The organism is Elusimicrobiota bacterium, from assembly GCA_016706425.1.
Classification (GTDB): Bacteria; Elusimicrobiota; Elusimicrobia; order FEN-1173; family FEN-1173; genus JADJJR01.
Map to the genome: position 1 here is coordinate 1,156,521 of JADJJR010000001.1, position 17,687 is coordinate 1,174,207.

At 63.5% G+C, this 17,687-nt stretch carries 17 protein-coding genes and 1 tRNA gene; 15 read left to right on the forward strand and 3 right to left on the reverse strand.

Annotated features, from left to right (window positions below; all coding sequences use genetic code 11):
- Positions 1-9 precede the first annotated feature (9 nt).
- Genes IPI56_04765 through IPI56_04775 form a run of 3 tightly spaced genes read right to left on the reverse strand, consistent with a single transcriptional unit; the run spans position 10 to position 3,460 of the window.
- Entirely contained in the window at positions 10-1,680 is a 1,671-nt protein-coding gene (locus IPI56_04765; GenBank protein ID MBK7545049.1) for a putative transporter, read from the reverse strand.
- Positions 1,681-1,717: 37 nt separating this feature from the next.
- Positions 1,718-2,200 carry a CopD family protein gene (locus IPI56_04770; protein ID MBK7545050.1) on the reverse strand — a complete coding sequence of 161 codons (483 nt, stop codon included), beginning with the start codon at positions 2,198-2,200 and terminating at the stop codon, positions 1,718-1,720.
- A gap of 42 nt (positions 2,201-2,242) precedes the next feature.
- Positions 2,243-3,460 carry a radical SAM protein gene (locus IPI56_04775; protein ID MBK7545051.1) on the reverse strand — a complete coding sequence of 406 codons (1,218 nt, stop codon included), beginning with the start codon at positions 3,458-3,460 and terminating at the stop codon, positions 2,243-2,245.
- 161 nt (positions 3,461-3,621) lie between these two features.
- On the opposite strand from IPI56_04775, the gene IPI56_04780 reads away from it, so the two are divergent.
- From IPI56_04780 to aroB, 15 genes are all read left to right on the forward strand, one after another.
- On the forward strand, positions 3,622-4,785 hold the full coding sequence (locus IPI56_04780) for a radical SAM protein (protein MBK7545052.1): 1,164 nt from the start codon (positions 3,622-3,624) through the stop codon (positions 4,783-4,785).
- A gap of 25 nt (positions 4,786-4,810) precedes the next feature.
- Positions 4,811-5,161, forward strand: coding sequence for a cytochrome c (locus tag IPI56_04785; GenBank protein MBK7545053.1), 351 nt, complete (start codon positions 4,811-4,813; stop codon positions 5,159-5,161).
- A gap of 16 nt (positions 5,162-5,177) precedes the next feature.
- Positions 5,178-5,555 carry a c-type cytochrome gene (locus IPI56_04790; GenBank protein ID MBK7545054.1) on the forward strand — a complete coding sequence of 126 codons (378 nt, stop codon included), beginning with the start codon at positions 5,178-5,180 and terminating at the stop codon, positions 5,553-5,555.
- A 16-nt stretch (positions 5,556-5,571) separates the two neighbouring features.
- Entirely contained in the window at positions 5,572-7,461 is a 1,890-nt protein-coding gene (locus IPI56_04795; protein MBK7545055.1) for a cytochrome b/b6 domain-containing protein, read from the forward strand.
- On the forward strand, positions 7,448-8,338 hold the full coding sequence (locus IPI56_04800) for a hypothetical protein (protein MBK7545056.1): 891 nt from the start codon (positions 7,448-7,450) through the stop codon (positions 8,336-8,338). The genes IPI56_04795 and IPI56_04800 overlap by 14 nt, the downstream gene beginning before the upstream one ends.
- On the forward strand, positions 8,335-9,228 hold the full coding sequence (locus tag IPI56_04805) for a 4Fe-4S dicluster domain-containing protein (protein ID MBK7545057.1): 894 nt from the start codon (positions 8,335-8,337) through the stop codon (positions 9,226-9,228). The genes IPI56_04800 and IPI56_04805 overlap by 4 nt, the downstream gene beginning before the upstream one ends.
- Positions 9,228-10,442: a Ni/Fe-hydrogenase cytochrome b subunit gene (gene hybB / locus IPI56_04810; protein MBK7545058.1), complete on the forward strand. Its 1,215-nt coding sequence runs from the start codon at positions 9,228-9,230 to the stop codon at positions 10,440-10,442. The genes IPI56_04805 and hybB overlap by 1 nt, the downstream gene beginning before the upstream one ends.
- Complete coding sequence (locus IPI56_04815) at positions 10,420-11,928, forward strand: NapC/NirT family cytochrome c (GenBank protein ID MBK7545059.1); 1,509 nt, start codon at positions 10,420-10,422, stop codon at positions 11,926-11,928. Before hybB ends, IPI56_04815 begins: the two co-directional genes overlap by 23 nt.
- 269 nt (positions 11,929-12,197) lie before the next feature.
- Positions 12,198-12,271, forward strand: a tRNA-Arg gene (locus IPI56_04820).
- An 18-nt stretch (positions 12,272-12,289) separates the two neighbouring features.
- Positions 12,290-12,688 carry a hypothetical protein gene (locus tag IPI56_04825; protein ID MBK7545060.1) on the forward strand — a complete coding sequence of 133 codons (399 nt, stop codon included), beginning with the start codon at positions 12,290-12,292 and terminating at the stop codon, positions 12,686-12,688.
- Positions 12,689-12,692: 4 nt separating this feature from the next.
- Positions 12,693-14,027, forward strand: coding sequence for a TldD/PmbA family protein (locus IPI56_04830; GenBank protein MBK7545061.1), 1,335 nt, complete (start codon positions 12,693-12,695; stop codon positions 14,025-14,027).
- Positions 14,017-14,928 carry a shikimate dehydrogenase gene (locus IPI56_04835; protein MBK7545062.1) on the forward strand — a complete coding sequence of 304 codons (912 nt, stop codon included), beginning with the start codon at positions 14,017-14,019 and terminating at the stop codon, positions 14,926-14,928. The genes IPI56_04830 and IPI56_04835 overlap by 11 nt, the downstream gene beginning before the upstream one ends.
- Positions 14,925-16,088 carry a chorismate synthase gene (gene aroC, locus IPI56_04840; GenBank protein ID MBK7545063.1) on the forward strand — a complete coding sequence of 388 codons (1,164 nt, stop codon included), beginning with the start codon at positions 14,925-14,927 and terminating at the stop codon, positions 16,086-16,088. The genes IPI56_04835 and aroC overlap by 4 nt, the downstream gene beginning before the upstream one ends.
- Positions 16,088-16,594 (forward strand): shikimate kinase, encoded by a 507-nt coding sequence (locus IPI56_04845; GenBank protein ID MBK7545064.1) that lies wholly within the window; start codon positions 16,088-16,090, stop codon positions 16,592-16,594. Before aroC ends, IPI56_04845 begins: the two co-directional genes overlap by 1 nt.
- Complete coding sequence (gene aroB, locus IPI56_04850; GenBank protein ID MBK7545065.1) at positions 16,591-17,682, forward strand: 3-dehydroquinate synthase; 1,092 nt, start codon at positions 16,591-16,593, stop codon at positions 17,680-17,682. Before IPI56_04845 ends, aroB begins: the two co-directional genes overlap by 4 nt.
- Positions 17,683-17,687 lie beyond the last annotated feature (5 nt).

Here is a 17,687-nt window from a genome sequence, read left to right on the forward strand (position 1 = left end):
TTTTTTTGGTCAGCGCATCAATAACAAGATAATTGTTTGGGTGGAGAGCACCCGCAACAGCATGGTCAAAGGGTACACGCTCGCGTAGGAAAGGGCGGGCGCCTCGGACCCCATGGTGGTGTTGGCGAAGGCCAGGGCGGGCGGGTCCGTCATCGCGCCGGCCAGAAGTCCGCAGAGCGCGGTGAAATTCATTTTATAGATTCCCCGCGCGATAAATCCCACGACCAAAATCGGCACCGCGGTGATCGCCGCGCCCCAAAATATCCACGAAAGCCCGTCTCCCGACATCACGGTCTCGACGAATTGACCGCCGGACTTCAACCCCACGCAGGCCAAAAAGAGGGAAATACCCAGTTCGCGGACCATGAAGTTGGCGGAGATCGGCATGTGCCAGACGAGGGACCCCCATTGGCCCACCCGCGCCAGCAAAATCGAAACCACCAACGGGCCGCCCGCCAACCCCAGACGGACGGGGGCCGGCAACCCGGGAATTTTTAGCGGCAGGATGCCCACAAACACCCCCAGCGCGATGCCGACCAGGAGGGGCACGATGTGGGGGTCGTTCATTTGTTTGGCCGAGTTGCCCAACTCCTTCGTGGCCAATTGAATGGCTTCGGGAGCGCCCACGAGCAGAACCGCGTCGCCGAACTTGAGCCTCAGGTCCGGGTGCCCCGCGAATTCCATTTCCATCCGGGAAAGGCGCGTGATTTGAACGCCGAGCCGTTCGGGAAACGCGAGTTCCCCAACGGTCATTCCCAGGACGGATTTCTTCGTCACGATCACGCGCTTGGAGGTGATGGAGGTGTCCATGGTCTTGAGGTTCAGGTCCGATTCCCGGCCGACGATGATCCGCAATTCCTCCAGTTTCTCCCTTGGGCCCACGGCCAGCAAGACGTCCCCCACGGCGAGGGTCATGTGGGGTTGGGCGACCACGATCTTGCCGTCGTGCAGGAGGCGGGAAATGACGACGGATTTTTCCGGCGATCCGGGCATGCGGCCGATGGGGATGCCCGCCAAATTGGGGTTGGTGACCTCCAGGTGCACGGTGTGGAGCACGGGCGCGTCCTTGCGCTTTTCCCGCAAAAAGGCGTCGAGCTCTTTGTCGATTTGAATTTTGAAGACGCCGCGCAGGGTCAGCATGGTCAGAATGATGCCGATCACCCCGAAGGGGTACGCGACGGCGTAGCCCAGGCCGGGCAACTTCAGAAGGTCGGAGTCGGGACCGACCACATCCCGCAGGGCCTGTTGGGCGGCGCCGAGGCTGGGGGTGTTCGTGGTCGCGCCCGTCAGGACGCCCACCGCGGCGGGCAGATCGAGGCCGCCCCAAAAATGCGCCAAGACCGCGATGCACACGCCCAGCAACACGACCGTCCCGGCCATGAGGTTGAGCGGCAGTCCCTCCTTGCGGAACGAAGCGAAAAAGCCGGGCCCCACCTGGATCCCGATGGCGTAAACGAACAGGATCAGCCCAAACTCCCGGACGAATTCGAGCACGTGATCATTCAGGGTGATTCCGAAATGGCCGAAGGCGAGGCCAACGAACAGGACCCCCGCGATGCCGAGGCTGACGCCGCGAACTTTGAGATGACCCAGGGCGAGCCCCAGGCCCGCCACCAGGGCGATGACGAACACCGCGTGGGGAACGGCGTCGGGGTTGATCAAGGGGGAAAGAAAATCCATGGCGCGACTCCTTTGATTCGGATAAGGGGGTGGTCGGTCAGAACGAGAGGTGGCGAAGCGCCACGCCGCAAAACACCACGGCGAGCGCCACAAGAAGGTTGAAGCGCGCCCAGACCATCATCCGGCGGGCGGCGGCGCGGTATTCGGGGCTGTCGGGGCGCTCGGCCAGGGCGACAAGCGCCGGGCCGTGCACCTTGTCGTGCACAACACCCAGGGCGACCATCGCCACAAACAGGGCCATTTTAAGCAGGAAAACCCGTCCGTAGGTGGTGTCAACAAAGGAACCCAGGCCGGTATGAAAAAGGTAACGCACGCGCCAAAGCCCCGTCAGGACCAGCACGCCCAGGGCCCCGTGGCCCACACGCTTAAAACGCAGGGCGATGGCCATCGAGAGAGGCATGCGCTCGCGGGGCCCGAGGAATTGTCGAATCGTGGGGCCCAACACCAGGCCCAGGAACAATTGCCCGCCGACCCACACCGTGAAGGAAACGACGTGCAAAAAATGAAAGAAAACATCCATGGAAGATCCTTTGGATTGCCGGGATGACTCAATTATATGAAATCAGTAAAGGAATTCGCGGATGTCGTAAAGGGCGCGCCGTTCCCCGCGGGGGGGGACGCGCCCTTCAATCCATCGCCGCTGTTCGGCCTTTTCCTCTTCGGACATCGTCGGGAAGGCCGGGGCGGCGGCCTCCACCAGGGGGGAAAAATAGACGAAATCCCCGGGGCCCAACGGAGCGCGGATCAGCAGGTCGGCGGTGGCGCGGGCGTGGGCTTGGGCGTGATCCCGTCCCCCGGCACCCAAAAGAACGATGAGGCCCAACGCGATGCCCGCCGATTTGATTTTTTCCATGGCGCGCAGGGCGTCGGTCGCCGAACCGGGTTTTCGCAAAAGCCGGCGCAGGGCGTCGTCCCCGGTTTCGATGCCCAGATAGGCCCGGCGGAAGCCCGCCGCGGCCAGGGCCCGAAGTTCCTCCGTGGCCCAGGCGGAGGTGCGGGCGGTTTCGGCGAAGGCGTAGAGCCCCCCGACGCCATCCGTTTGGGGTTGGGCCAGGCGGGGGAACCGTCGGGCGAGACTTTCCGCCAGAGGGATCAACAGCGTGGGGGGAGCCTGGAGCGCGTTGGCGTCGCCCAGGAAAATGGCGCATCGCCCCTCCAATCCGTCGCCGAAGTAGCGGACGGCGGCGTCCGTGTGGCGGTCGATCTCCTCCCGCGCGCGGACGCGAAAGGGGCGGGCGGCGTAAAAGTCGCAGAACGTGCATTGATTCCAGGCGCACCCTTCGACCACCTGGATCACCAGGGACAGGTATTGGTCGGGGGGAAGGATGCCGATGGGGTTCCAGACTTCGGCGAAGCGGCGGGGGTCCGCCTCCCATTCCCCGTTCAAAAAAGCCGTCAAGGCGTCGATCTTTTGAGCCATTTGGGCCGGGTCGGCGGGAATTTCCCGGCCGCGGTCGTAGCGGCGAACGGGCGTGCCGGAGCGCAGGGACGCTTGGGCTTTCTCGAGCAGGGTTTTGAGTCGCGCCCGGAGGTTTTCCCGTTCGCCCGCGTCCAGGGCGCGAATGTGCCGCCGGGCGTCCGGACGGCCCGGGTCCCAAATCCATTTTTTTTCCAGGCAACGCCCGTCCAGTCCGCGGGCGGTGTAAAATCCGTTTTCGTAAAGGCCGGTGGGGCGTCCGGCCTTGTCAAAGCCAAGGGTCGCCCGGGGAGAAAGGATTAGGGACGTGCTGCCGGCCGTTTCGCCCCAGGTGATGGATTCGATGTCGGTGAAAACCGTCATGCCCCTATTTTAACTTAATCGAGGGAAACGTTATTTTGGCGAAATTTTGCAATTTTGTGACACATGGGATGCGTTTGGGGCCTATAATGGGGGGGGCAGAAGGAAACATGACGCAAATCATGGTGGGGGATTTCCCTTAGTTATATTAATATAGTTCAGATATGACCAACGCGAACACGCATCCACACGCTGTCCAACGCCCGGCCGGGACCCCCCTGCCGCCGCGGTTGATTTTTTGGGAAACCACCGCGGGATGCAACCTCCGTTGCGTCCACTGCCGGCGGCTGGATGTTCTGGACGAAGTGTCCGAGACCGACCTGTCCACCGCCGCCGCGAAGGAGATGATTTCCGACATCGCCGCCAATTACAAACCCATTTTGGTGTTGTCCGGCGGGGAACCCCTTTTCCGGCCCGACATCCTGGAATTGGCGGCCCACGCCCGGGACAACGGCCTGCGGGTGGCGCTGGCGACGAACGGGACCCTTGTGACGGCCGAAAAAGCCAAAGCGATCAAAGAGGCGGGGGTCGCGCGGGTGAGCATTTCACTCGACGGGGCTACGCCCGAGACCCACAACCGCTTCCGCGGCCCCGGGGCCTTCGAAAAGTCCCTTGCGGGGTTCGACCACTTGAAGCGCGAGGGGGTGTCCCTCCAGATCAATATGACCGTCACCCGCTACAACGCCCACGAGTTGCCGCGCTTGTACGAGATGTGCCTCGCCCGGGGCGCCGACGCTTTGCACCTCTTCATGCTGGTGCCGGTGGGTTGCGGGGTTCAAATCGCGGAGTCCGACATGTTGCCCTCGGCCGATTACGAAAAGTGGCTCAATTGGTTCTACGAACGGGACATCGAGCGTAAAATGGAATTGAAAGCCACCTGCGCGCCCCATTATTTCCGCATCGTCCGGCAACGCTCCAAGGAAATCGGTGGACTGCCCCCCAGCCATCACCGCCAGGAGGCCAAGGGCGCTCCCGCCGGTCTCCCCACCCAAGCGCTTCACCAGTCGACGAAGGGGTGTCTGGCCGGACAGGGTGTGTGCTTTATTTCCCACAAGGGCGATGTGTTCCCCTGCGGGTACCTGCCGATCAACGTGGGGAACATCCGGGAGACCCCGTTCAAGACCGTTTGGGAGACGTCCCCGGTGTTCGAGGGACTGCGGGACCCCTCGAAACTCGAGGGAAAATGCGGCGCGTGCTCGTTTAAATTTGTCTGCGGCGGGTGCCGCGCCCGGGCCTATTACGCCCACGGCGACGAACAGGCGGAGGAGCCCCATTGCGTGTACGTTCCCGAGGGCTACACCGCCCAGAGCGCCTGCGACGCTTTTTGAAATTTATTCTTCGAGGAGGAAATCAATGAAAAAGGCACTAGCGGGGTTCGTGGTTTTGGGCTTGTTGGCGGGCGCCGGCGCGGCCTTCGCCGAGGACGCGGCGAAACTGTACGGCACCAAATGCGCCATGTGCCACGGCAAAGAGGGCAAGGGCAACCCGGGCATGTCCAAGAAATTCGGGGCCGACGCCCTGAACTTGTTGGACGAGGCCAGCCTGGCCAAGACCGACGACGCCCTTGTGAAAATAACCTTGGAGGGCGAGGGCAAGCCGGGCCCCAGCGGCGCCAAGCCGATGCCGGCGTTCAAAGGAAAGATCAAGGACGAGGACGCCAAAGCCCTGGTGGCGTACATCCGTGGTTTGGCCCCGAAGAAATAACCCGAGGAGATCGAAAATGAAAAATATTGTCCGCGTTGTTTTGGTGTTGGGGTTAATGGGGGCGGCCGGGTCGGCCTTCGCCGAGGACGCCGCCAAACTGTACGGCACGAAATGCGCCATGTGCCACGGGAAGAAGGGCGAAGGCAACCCGGTCATGGCCAAGGCCAAGAAAATGGACATCGGCCTTTTTGCCGTGAACGACGAGGCCACCCTGAAGAAGACCGACGAGGAATTGATCAAGGCGACAATCGACGGGGTGGGAACCGCCATGCCCGCCTACAAAGGCAAAATCGCCGACGCCGAAGTGGCCCCCCTGATCACGTACATGCGGTCACTGGCTGCCCCCGCCGCGGAAGCTCCCGCCGTGGAAGCGCCCGTCACGACGCGACAATAGACGCCGGTCCTTCACGATGCCCCCCCCGCGCCGCCGTTCCCTGTGGACCCTCCCGTGGGTCGGGGCGGCGGTGGCGGGGGCTGTCATTTGCACCCCCGCCCTGCGGGCCGACGACAACGAAACCTGCCTCGCCTGTCACGGGTCGTCCGACATGGGCGCGCCGGTGGTGGACATGGCCGCCTACGCGAAGTCGATCCACGGGGGAAACCTATGCGTGTCTTGCCACACCGACGCCGCCGAGATCCCCCACCCGGAAAAACTGGCCCCCGTCTCCTGCGCCAAATGCCACCGTTTGGAAACCCAGATTTATCTTCAATCCGACCACGGCCGGGCCGTGGCCCGGGGCAAAGCGGAAGCCGCCTCCTGCAAGGATTGCCACGGCCACAGCCACACCTTGTTGAACTCACGGAACCCGGCCTCGCCCGTCAACCGCAAAAACATCCATGACACCTGCGCCGCCTGCCACGGAAAGACCGACGCCCCGGCCAACCAGCGGCTGACCGAGCGCCGACCCGTCGACTCCTACGACCACACGGTCCACGGCCTGGCCTTCGCCGCGGGGAAAATAAACGCCGCCGTTTGTTCCGACTGCCATGGCACACACGATCTCCACGGTTCGGCCAATCCCGCCAGCCGGGTGAATCGGACCCACATCGCCGCGACTTGCGGCGGCTGTCACCAGAACGTCCTCGCGGTCTACAAAGAAAGCATTCACGGCAGCGCCAGCGCCCACGGCATCAAAGAGTCCCCGGTGTGCACCGACTGCCACGGGGAGCACACGATCCGGTCGGCCACCGACCCGGCGTCGATGGTTTTCCGCGGGGCGGTGACCAAAACCTGTTCGGGTTGCCACGAGTCGGAGCGCCTGGCGGCGAAGTTCGGGTTGCCCGCCGGCCGCTTAAAGAGCTTCATGGACACCTACCACGGCCTTGCCTCCAAACGGGGGGACATGCGGGTGGCCAACTGCGCCTCCTGCCATGGCTGGCACGACGTCCTGCCCCACACCGACACCCGCTCCGCCATCCACCCCAACAATTTGTCGAACACCTGCGGCCGGTGCCACGAAGGGGCCCAAACCAAGCTGATGTCGGGGCGCATCCACGCCAGCGCCAAAGACCGGCCGAATCTGTGGATCCTGTTCTTCCGGTGGTTTTACCTCATCATCATTCCCCTGACCATCGGCGGCATGTTGATCCACAACCTTTTGGATTACGTCCGCAAAGCCCTCGACGGCCCGCCGCCGCTCCACGGGCGGGAATTGACCGCCCTCCGTTTGAATCGGTCCGAGCGTTGGCAACACGGCGTCCTCGCGTTGACGTTCACGGTCCTGGCCTACAGTGGGTTTGCTCTCGAGTTCCCCGAGGCCTGGTGGGCAAGGTCGTTCCAGTGGTTCGGCGGTGAACCCGCCCGAAAGGCCCTTCACCGGTGGACGGCTTTGGTCTTCACCCTCACCGGTGTTTGGCACGCGGTCTATATGCTGGGCACACGTCGGGGGCGGTTCCTGTTGCGGGTCAACATGCTGCCGCGCCTGCGGGATTTGATCGAGCCCATTCATCTGGTCTTATTCAACCTCGGTTTGCGCAAGGCACGGCCGTCGCTGCGTTACCCCAGCTACATCGAGCGGGCCGAATACTGGGCCCTTCTTTGGGGATCCCTGGTCATGGTCGCGACGGGCGCCCTGCTGGTGTTTAACGACTGGACGTTGAAACATCTGCCGCTCTGGGTGCCGGAATTGGCCACGATGGTCCACTATTTCGAGGCGATTTTGGCTTGCCTGTCCATTTTGGTTTGGCACGCCTATTGGACGGTGTTCGATCCGTCGATCTACCCCTTGAATTGGGCGTGGTTGACCGGGCGTTTGCGACGATCAAAGAACAGGACGGAGAATCCCCATGGGAAGAAATAATTATTGGGCGTTGCTGGCGCTGGGCGGGGCGGTTGCGGCGCGGGCCCAGTTCGCGGGACCCTCGACCTGCGCCGAGTGCCACCCCCAGGAATTCCAGGATTGGAAACCGTCGATCCACGCCCGCGCCTACACGTCGGAGACCTTTCAGAAATCCTGGAAAGAGAACGGTTCCAAGCCCGAATGCCTCAAGTGCCACACCACCGGGTGGACCGCGGGGAAAAAATTCGCCCACGAGGGCGTGACCTGCGAATCCTGCCACGGGGCCATGGCGGAGGCGCACCCCGGGGACAAAATGCCCATCCCCGTTGCATCGGACATGTGCCGGTCCTGCCACAAATCCTCCCACACGGAATGGAAACTGAGCAAGCACGCGCAGAAGAACATCCGTTGTTTCGACTGTCATAAAGCGCACGGCCAGGGCCTGCGGGCGGGCGGTGGCGACGCGTTGTGCGGCTCCTGTCACGCCACCAAGCTAAAAGATTTCGCCCACGCCACCCATCACCGGGCGGGTCTCCAATGCAACACCTGCCACTTTCCGGCCTCCGCCCAAGGTCCCGATGCCATCATGGGCACCGGGGCCCCGGGCCACAACCTCTCCGTCGGAGCGCAGGTCTGTTCCCGATGCCACGAAGAGACGGTCCACAAAAGCGCACAGCTGTCGGAGTTGCGCGAGCGGGTGAGCGAAACCCAAAAGCACATGGCCGTGGCGGGCGTCACCAGCGTGTTTGATTTGAACGAGAAAGTGAAGGAATTGGAATGGCGCCTTGATCGGGCGCGGAACAGCGCGTGGTTGGTCGCTCTCCTGGGTCTTTTGGCGGGGCTGGCCCTCGGCTGGTTGGCCGGGTGGGTGGCTCTTCGGGCGCGGCCGAAAAAATGAGCGACGGCGTCACGCGGCGCGGTCTGTTCAAGGGGGCCCTGGGGGCTTTGGCGGCCACGGTGTTGCCGCGCTCCCTGGCGCGGGCGTCGGGGGCCCCGTCGAAAGCCGGCGCCGCCGCGGTGTTGGTGGACATCACCCGTTGCATCGGTTGCCGGGCCTGCATGCGCGGTTGTCAACGGGCCAACGATTTGAACGCGCCCCAGGAATTGATGGACATGGAGCATTTGTCCACGCGGCTCGAACCCTCGTTCCTCCAATGGACGGTGGTCAATCGGGAGGGCGGCGGCGACGCCCCGACCCGACAGGTGAAACGGCAATGCATGCACTGTCTCGAGCCGGCCTGCGTTTCCGTCTGCCCCGTGGCCGCCCTGGACCAAACCGACCAGGGCCCGGTGATTTACCGGGAAAGCCGATGCATCGGCTGTCGCTATTGCATGATCGCCTGCCCCTTTGAAGTCCCCCGGTTCGAATGGAACAACGGCCTGACTCCCGTCATCGGCAAATGCCAGTTTTGCGCCCAACAACGGCTCTTCAAGGGTTTGCCGCCGGGGTGCGTCGAGGCCTGCCCCACCGGGGCCCTGAAGTTCGGCCGTCGTGACGATCTTTTGTTCGAAGCAAAGTCCCGGCTGCGGTCCCGTCCGGACGTCTATGTCGACCACGTTTACGGAGAAGAGGAGGTGGGCGGCACGTCCTGGATGTACATTTCCGACGTGCCTTTTGAAAAACTGGGTTTCAAGCAACATTTGCCGAAGCGGCCCTTGCCCACCTTAACCTGGGACGTCGTCAGTTGGATTCCGGGCATCGTGGCCGTGCTGGCCTCCCTGTTCGGCGTTCTGGCGTTCAGCCTCTCGCGCAAGAATCCCCACGGGACGCCGGAGGACAAGTCGTGATGGGGTGGCTTTTTTTGGCGGTCGTCACCGGGGTGTTGGCTTGGTGGACCGTGACCGCGGGGCTCCATCGCACCCCCGGCTGGGCGGGGCGCGGCGCCTTGGGGGCCCTCGCGGCGCTATGGGTCGTGACCGCCGGGGTGATGGTCCTGCGTTTCTCGGGGGGCATGGGGGCCATGACGAACATGTCGGACACATACCCCTGGGGGGTCTGGGTGGGCTTTTTGCAGGCGGGGGTGGCGTTGTCCGGCGGCGGTTTCGTGATGGCGGCCACCGTCCATATTTTCCACATTCGACGGTTCGAGCCCATCCTGCGACCGGTGGTGCTGTTGGCCTTCCTGGGCTACAGTTTCGTGGCCATGACGTTGTTCATCGAGGTGGGGCGCCCCTACAACCTCTGGCACCCCCTCGCCATGTGGCAGCACCATTCCATCATGTTTGAAGTGGCCTGGTGCGTCACGCTATATTTGACGGTCCTCGCTGTCGAATTCAGCCCCGCCGTGTTGGAGAGGCTGGGCCTCACAAAGGCGGTGGAATTTCTGCACCGGGCGGCCATTCCCATCGTGATTGTCGGGGTGATCCTGTCCACGCTGCACCAATCGTCCATGGGGTCGATGTTCCTGATCGTCCCTCAAAAAATCCATCCGCTTTGGTATTCCACCCTCCTGCCCGTTTTCTTTTTGATTTCGTCTGTGGCCGTGGGGCTTTGCGTGACGGTGGTGGCGTCGTTTTATTCCGCGCGCCTTTTTGGGAAAACGCTGGACCGCTGGTTGCTGGCCGATTTGGCGCGCGCGGCCTCGTGGATTTTGTTTTTGTACGGTGTTGTCCGGGTGGTGGACGTGTCCGCCCGGGGCGCCTGGGGCCGGTTGTTGGATCCCGCCTGGCTCGGCGCGGTCTTCTTTTTGGAAGTGGGAGCCGGGGTGTTCCTGCCGGCGGTTCTGTTGTCGCGGCACTCCGTTCGGGAACGTCCGCGCCGTTTGGTGTTGTCCTGCCTTCCGGCCCTGGCGGGGGTGGTGCTCAACCGTTTGACGGTCAGTTGGCTGTCCATGGTGCCTTACACGGGCCCCGGCTACACGCCCCATTGGATGGAATTGGCCGTTTCCATTTCGTTGTTCACGTTGGTCGTCGTCCTTTTCGGTCTGGCGGTGAAATTTCTGCCGGTGTTCCCGGTGGAAGAAAAATTGGGAGAGGTCCATGGCGGAAAAACGGTTTCCTGACCACTTTTACAATTGGATTTCGGTCGGTGGGGCGTTCCTCGCGGTCGCCACCTTCGTGATCATCGCGCTGTTGGTTCTGGTGGACGCCTTCGTCCATCCCGGCACGATGTACCTCGGCATACTGACCTACATGATTCTGCCGGGTTTCCTGGTCCTGGGGCTCGTCATGATCGCCCTGGGCGGTTTTTGGGAGCGCCGCCGCCGGGCTCAGGGGCGCGGGGCCAGCCTGCCGCCCGTGCTCAACTTGGACCTGCGCGATCCCAAACACCGCCGCGCCGCTTTCGTTTTCGTCACGGGCACGGCGATCTTTCTGGTCGCTTCGAGCCTGGGGACCTATCAGGCTTACCACATTTCCGAATCGACGAAGTTTTGCGGCACACTTTGCCACAAGGTGATGGAACCCGAACACACGGCCTATCTGCGGTCCGCCCACGCGCGGGTGGGGTGCGTGGCCTGCCACATCGGCCCCGGCGCGGGTTGGTTTGTGAAATCAAAAATGTCCGGGGCCTATCAAGTTTATTCGACAGCTTTTAACAAATACAGCCGGCCCATTGAGACGCCCATCAAAAATCTTCGCCCGGCGCGGGAGACCTGCTTGCAATGCCATTGGCCGGAAAAGTTTTTCGGCGAAAGAAAACACGTCAACCCGCATTTTCTGGCGGACGAAGAGAACACCCCGTACCCGATCACCCTTTTGGTGGACGTTGGCGGCACGCGGGGACCCGGCGGGGGGCACGGCATTCATTGGCACATGATGATCGAAAACAAAGTGGAATACATTGCCCGCGACCACGCCCGGCAGGACATCGCCTGGGTGCGCGTGACGGGGTCGGATGGGAAAATTCACGAATACCGGGCGACCGAAAATCCGTTGACGGACGCCGAGCGGGCCGGGGCCGAGGTCCGGACCATGGACTGCATTGACTGCCACAACCGCCCCAGCCACAACTACCGACCGCCGGCCGTAGAAGTCAACCGGGCCATGGCCCAAGGGTTGATCGCGACCGACCTGCCTTTCATCAAGCGGGAGGCCGTCAAGGCCCTCGACCAGGAATACGTCGACCGGCGCGTCGCACAGGAAGCCATCGCGACGGGGCTGCGGAAGTTCTACGCGGAGAATTTCCCGGCTCTCGCGAAGGACCGGGCCGCGGATATCGAAAAGGCCGTCGCGGCCGTGGGTGAAATATACCGCAACAACTTTTTCCCCGAAATGAAGGTCACCTGGCGCAAATACCCCGAAAACATCGGCCACTCTTTGTCCGTCGGGTGTTTCCGTTGTCACGGCTCGTCCCTGGCCACGTCGGAGGGGAAAACCATCACCAAGGATTGCTCCTCCTGCCACATGATCATGGCCCAGGGCAACGAACCCAAATCCGGCATGGTTTCGGTCAAAGGACTGACGTTCCGTCACCCGGTCGACATTGGGGGTATGGAAACCGACGGAAATTGCGCCGCCTGCCACCAGGGGGGCGCCGAACTTTATTGATCGCCGCGGCGGTCTGTGGGCCGTCGTTGGGCAAAACCCCGCCCGTCGCTGTGGATCTCGTCGGGGGGTTTTTTGCAGGTTCCCCCGAAAGACATCCTCAACCCTTCGATTTTGGCTAAAATCTGCGTTCAGGGCCCGTGGCTCAGTTGTGACCGAGGCGAGGGGCCGAGGAAATGGTTGGAGGCTGACCGCGTTAGCGGAAATGCCGCGTGGGAGCGGCCGTTAGGCCGGAAACCAGATAGAGCAAGGGCGAAGGGGTTTGGATTTCAGGGCCCGTAGCTCAGTTGGATAGAGCACCTGCCTTCTAAGCAGGGGGTCGGCGGTTCGAATCCGCCCGGGCCCGCATTCGGGAGGTGGTGTTATGGAAGCAATCGTTAAAATCATAGGGGGACTTGCCCTGGCTTTTTTGGGCCTGGGTTACCTTTACCGTCCCGCCGTGGTGTTGCGACTCCACGCCGTCGGTCGCCATTTCTTTTTCAACGACGCCCATCTCCTGAATTTCCGGCGCGCGCGCGGCGTGATTTTCTTCACTTTTGGAGCGGTGCTCCTGTATTCCGGTTTCCTGAACCTGCAACCGGTGTCCACCGCCAAGCCGACGGCCGCTCTGCGGGAGGGTTACCGGGCGTACCACGAGCGACGGTTCAAAGACGCCGTCGACGTGGCCACCACCTACCTCACCATCGATCCGTCCAACCCCCACGCGGATTTCCTTTTGCGCCAGGCCCGCTTGGCGGCCAAACGCGCCGGACAAACCCGCTGACCCCATGGGGAATTTGAAAAACCGAGCCGAAGCCCTGCTGGGCGGTCTGCCGACGCCCGCCGGTTGGGGGGCGGAAGTCCTGTTGGAGAAAGAGGAGTCCCGCGCCCTGTCCTGGGCCGAAGGCAAACCCAAAGAATGCCTCCGGGGGACGACCGTTCGGGCGACGGTGCGCGCCCTGGGGCGGGGCCGTCAGGGGGTGGCGAGCGGCGTGGACACGACCCCCCGGGGCGTCCGCCGTCTGTGGGAGCGCGCCGTGACGGCGGCCCGCGCCATGCCCGCCGATGGCGCCCGTGTTTTGCCCCAACCCTCGCCCACGTCCTACACCCCCGATCCGGAAGATCGGACCCTGTTTCAAGCCCCGTCCCGGGACCATTGGGCCGCCCTGGGCCGGATCGAGAACGATTTGCGCCGACGGGACGCCCGGGTCCGAAAAGCCCTTCGATTGACGTTCGAGGAAACCCGTGGGGAACGCGCGGTCGTCAACAGCCGCGGGATCGCGGTGGCGGACGCCGGGACCGAAGTGTCTTTCGGCGCCGAAGTCTTGGGGGAGTCCCGGGGCGACTCCGAGTCCGTGTGGGGCGGGGCCTCGGCCCGGTCTTGGGCGGGGCTCCGTTTGGACCCCGTGATCGACGATTTGCTGGAACGGTTGGGGGCCGCGCTGGGTGGGCGACCTCTGACCTCCGGCCGCTGGCCGGTGGTGTTCGCGCCGCGCGTCGGCGTCGAATTTTTGGCCCTGCTGGCCCAGGCGGTGTCCGCCGAAGCCGTTCAGCGCGGGCGATCCTACGTGAACCGATCGATGGGAAAATCGGTGGCCGCCCCGCTCGTGACGGTGGTGGACGATGGCCGTCGCCCCGGCGGCCTGGCCACCGCCGGTTGGGACGACGAAGGCCATCCCACCCAGCGAACCCCGGTCATCGTGGACGGCCGCCTGCGCGCCTTTTTGCATTCCACCGAAACGGCTTGTCGGGGCCGCACCGTCAGCACCGGAAACGCGACGCGGGCCGGGGGCACCCCCACCCCGGGGCCCACGAATTTTCACATGGAAGCCGGCGCCCTGCCGCGCGCCGACCTTTTGGAATTGGCCGGACGGGCCTTTTGGGTGTGGGACGTGATCGGCATGCACACCGCCGACCCGGCCAGCGGGGATTTCTCCGTTGGCGCCGCCGGGGCCTGGTTGGAGGGGGGGCGCGTGCGGCGGGGCGTGCGGGGCGTGACCCTGGCCGGAAATCTCAAGGACGTTTTGGGCGGCGTGGTCGCCGTGGCGGACGATTTGGCCTGGTTGGGCTCCTTCGGCGCGCCCACCTTCCTCGTGAAAGGATTGACGCTCGGTGGATCTTAAATCACTTTTCATAGACGTCCCCGAGGGGCACGCGCGGTACGGCGTGGTGGGTTGCGGCATACCCTATTCCCTCTCCCCCGCCATGCACAACGCCGCCATTGCGCGCTTTGGTTTAAAGGCCGCCTATCGGAAAATCGACATTCCCGAATCGGAATGGGGAAGTTTTCTCGCTCAAAAAGACTTTTTGGACGGGTTTAACATCACCAACCCTTTTAAAGAGAGAGCCCAGGAAATCGGGTCGGGCCCTTCCGGCGTTGAGTGGGGTTTTGTCGGCGCGGTGAACACCGCCCATCGAAAATCGCTTTGGGTCGTGACGAACACGGACGTCGAAGGGTTCCGGTCGGACGCCGAAAGCCACGGCATCGATTTCGGCGAACGGAACATTCTGATCCTTGGCGCGGGGGGAGCGGCTCGTGCCGTCGTGGGCTCCTTTTTTTTAAAAAATCGACCTTTCCCCAAATCCGTCACGGTGTGGAACCGTCATTCCCGGCGGGCCGAGGAAATGGTCGGCGGGTTTCCCCTCGGGTTCGGCGCCGTCCGTCGGTTGAACCTGCGGGTGGCCCGCTCCGAAACCGACTTGGCCTTTCGCTCGGCGGATGTCGTCATCAACGCGACCCGGGCGGGGCAAAACCCGGGGGACCCACCCCCGCTGGACCCCGCGAACCTGCGGGCCGACCAGGCGGTGTATGACATGGTCTACCACCGAGAAACGGAGTTGCTTAAAGCCGCCCGGGCCAAGGGCTGTTTGGCCGTGGGCGGGCTCGGCATGCTGGTGAACCAGGGCGCCTTGGCTTTTGATCTGTGGTTTGGGGAAGAGCCAAAAAAGCTAAAATACGACCCTTTGGAGCTTCGGCGCGTGATGCGCGAGGCCGCTCAAAACGCAAAGAAGGAGACACTGTGATCCGTTACCTCACCGCGGGGGAGTCCCACGGCCCCAGCCTGACCGCCGTCATTGAAGGCGTTCCCGCCGGACTGAAAATCACCGAAGATTTCATCAATCAGGAGCTCTCCCGCCGCCAATACAGTTTCGGCCGCGGCGAGCGCCTCCAGTACATTGAAAAAGACACCGCCCGCATACTGTCCGGCGTGCGCTGGGGGGAAACCCTGGGCTCGCCCATCACCCTTCAAATTGAAAACAAGGACTGGGAAAACTGGGAAAAAATCATGTCCGTCCGGGCGGAGGACCGCTCCGACAAGCACCGAACCGTGCGGCCCCGGCCGGGTCACGCGGACTTGGTCGGCGTCCTGAAGTACGACCGCCAGGACACCCGGGACATTTTGGAGCGCGCGTCCGCGCGCGAAACCGCCGCCCGCACCGCGGCGGGGGCGGTCTGTCGTCGTTTGTTGGAAGAATTGGGCGTTCGGATTTACTCCTGGGTGGTGGAAATCGGTGGCATCGGCATCGCCGAGCCGGCGATGTCCATCGAGGACGCCCACGCCCTGGCCGAGAAATCCCAACTCCGCTGCCCCGACAAGACGGCCGAGGATAAAATGGTTGAGGCCATCAAGGACGCCAAAGCCAACGGCGACACCCTGGGGGGCGTGTACACCGTGATCGCCACGGGCTGTCCCGTCGGCCTCGGCAGCCACACCCACTGGGACCGCCGCATCGAGGGCCAATTGGCCCAGGCTCTTTTGTCCATCCAAGCGCACAAGGGCGTCGAGGTGGGCCGGGGTTTCGAACTGGCCAAGCTCAAAGGGTCGGCGATCCACGACGAGATCTTTCACAAGGCCGGGAAAGGGTTTTTCCGCAACACCAACAACGCCGGCGGCATCGAAGGCGGCATGACGAACGGCGACCCCATTGTCCTGCGCGCGGCGCTCAAGCCCTTGGCGTCCCTGCGCAAGCCGCTCAAATCCGTGAACATCGGCACCAAAGAGGAAATGACCGCCGACATCGTCCGCTCCGACGTCTGCCCGGTGGCCAGCGCCGCCGTGATCGGCGAAGCCGTCACCGCCGTCGTGTTGGCCCAGGCCGCCCAGGAGAAATTCGGCGGCGACTCCCTGCGCGAAATGGCCGACAATCTGGCGCGGTTCAACGCCCACCTCCGTTCCTATTGATGAGCATCGTCCTCACCGGATTCATGGCGACGGGCAAATCCGCCGTGGGGAAAATCCTCTCCCAGCGGTTGCGGCGGCCTTTTTTTGACACCGACGACATGATCGAAAAACAAACCGGCCTGTCCATCGCGCAAATCTTCACCAAGGCCGGGGAAGCCGCTTTCCGCGACTTAGAGGCCCAAACGATCGGCCTGGTTTCGGTCATTCCCGACGCGGTGATCGCCACCGGCGGCGGAGTCCCTCTGCGGCCCACCAACATGACCGAATTGGAAAAGTCGGGCGTTGTGTTTTGCCTGACGGCGTCGCCCGAAACCGTCTTGGAGCGACTGCGGTCCGAACCCGCCACCCGCCCCCTTCTCCAGGGGGACGAACCCCTTCGCCGAATTCAAGAATTGCTCGCGGAACGCTCGGCCGTCTACGCCCGTTGCTCCCACCGCGTGGCCACCGATGGAAAAACCCCGGCCGAGGTGGCCGACCAAATTCTCGCGCTTCTCCCCGCCGCGTGAAAACCATTCCCGTTTCCTTGTCCAACGGCCGGTCCCACCGCCTGGTGGTGGGGGCGTCTTTGGAGAAACTGGGGCCCGCCCTGGCGCGGTTGGTGACGGGCCGCCGGGCTCTCGTGGTGAGTTCGGCCCCCATCGCCCGGGCCCACGGCGCGCCGCTTCTTCGGGGCCTCAAGAAAGCGGGGTTCGAAACGGCCACGGCCTTGGTGCCGGACGGTGAACGTCACAAGCAATTGTCCGTGGTTCAAACCCTTTACCCCCGGGCCCTGGCGGCCGGTCTTGACCGCCGCTGCCCCGTGGTGGCCTTGGGGGGGGGTGTCGTCGGGGATATGGCCGGATTTTTTGCGGCCACTTATTTGCGGGGCGTTCCGGTGGTTCAGGTCCCCACGACGCTTTTGGCGATGGTGGACTCCGCCATCGGAGGAAAAACCGGGGTCGACCTTCCCGAAGGGAAGAACCTGGTCGGGGCCTTCTGGCAACCCGCGTTGGTGTGGATGGACCCCGGGACCTTGCGCACCCTGCCCGACCGCCAATGGCGGACTGGAATGGCCGAGATCATCAAATACGGGCTCATCGCGGACAAGGCCCTGCTGGCTCTTCTGGGCAGGGTTTCCTTGGTCGCGCTGAAAAAAGACCTTCGGCTTCTGTCGGGAATCATCGCCCGTTCGGCGGCCATCAAGGCTCGGGTGGTGTCCCGGGATGAGCGCGAAACCCGCGGCCTGCGCGAAATTTTGAACCTCGGCCACACCTTCGGCCACGCCATCGAAACCGTCACGGGGTACCGCGCCTACACCCACGGGGAGGCCATTGCGGTCGGCATGTGCGCGGCCGCCCGGCTGGGCGCCGCCCTGGGAAAATTCCCGACGGCGGGGATCGACCGGGTCGACGGTATTTTTAAGCGCTGGGGCCTGCCGGTTCGGGCGCGTCGCCCGTTGCCCCGGTCCCAAATCCTGGAGGCCATGGCGAGGGATAAAAAGACCCTGGCCGGTCGGTTTCGTTTCGTGGTTCCCGTGGGATGGGGCAACGCCCGGGTGGTGTCCGGCGTCGACCCCCGGATCTTGAACGGGGTGTTGTCGGCGGTCGGTTTGTAAGGAGC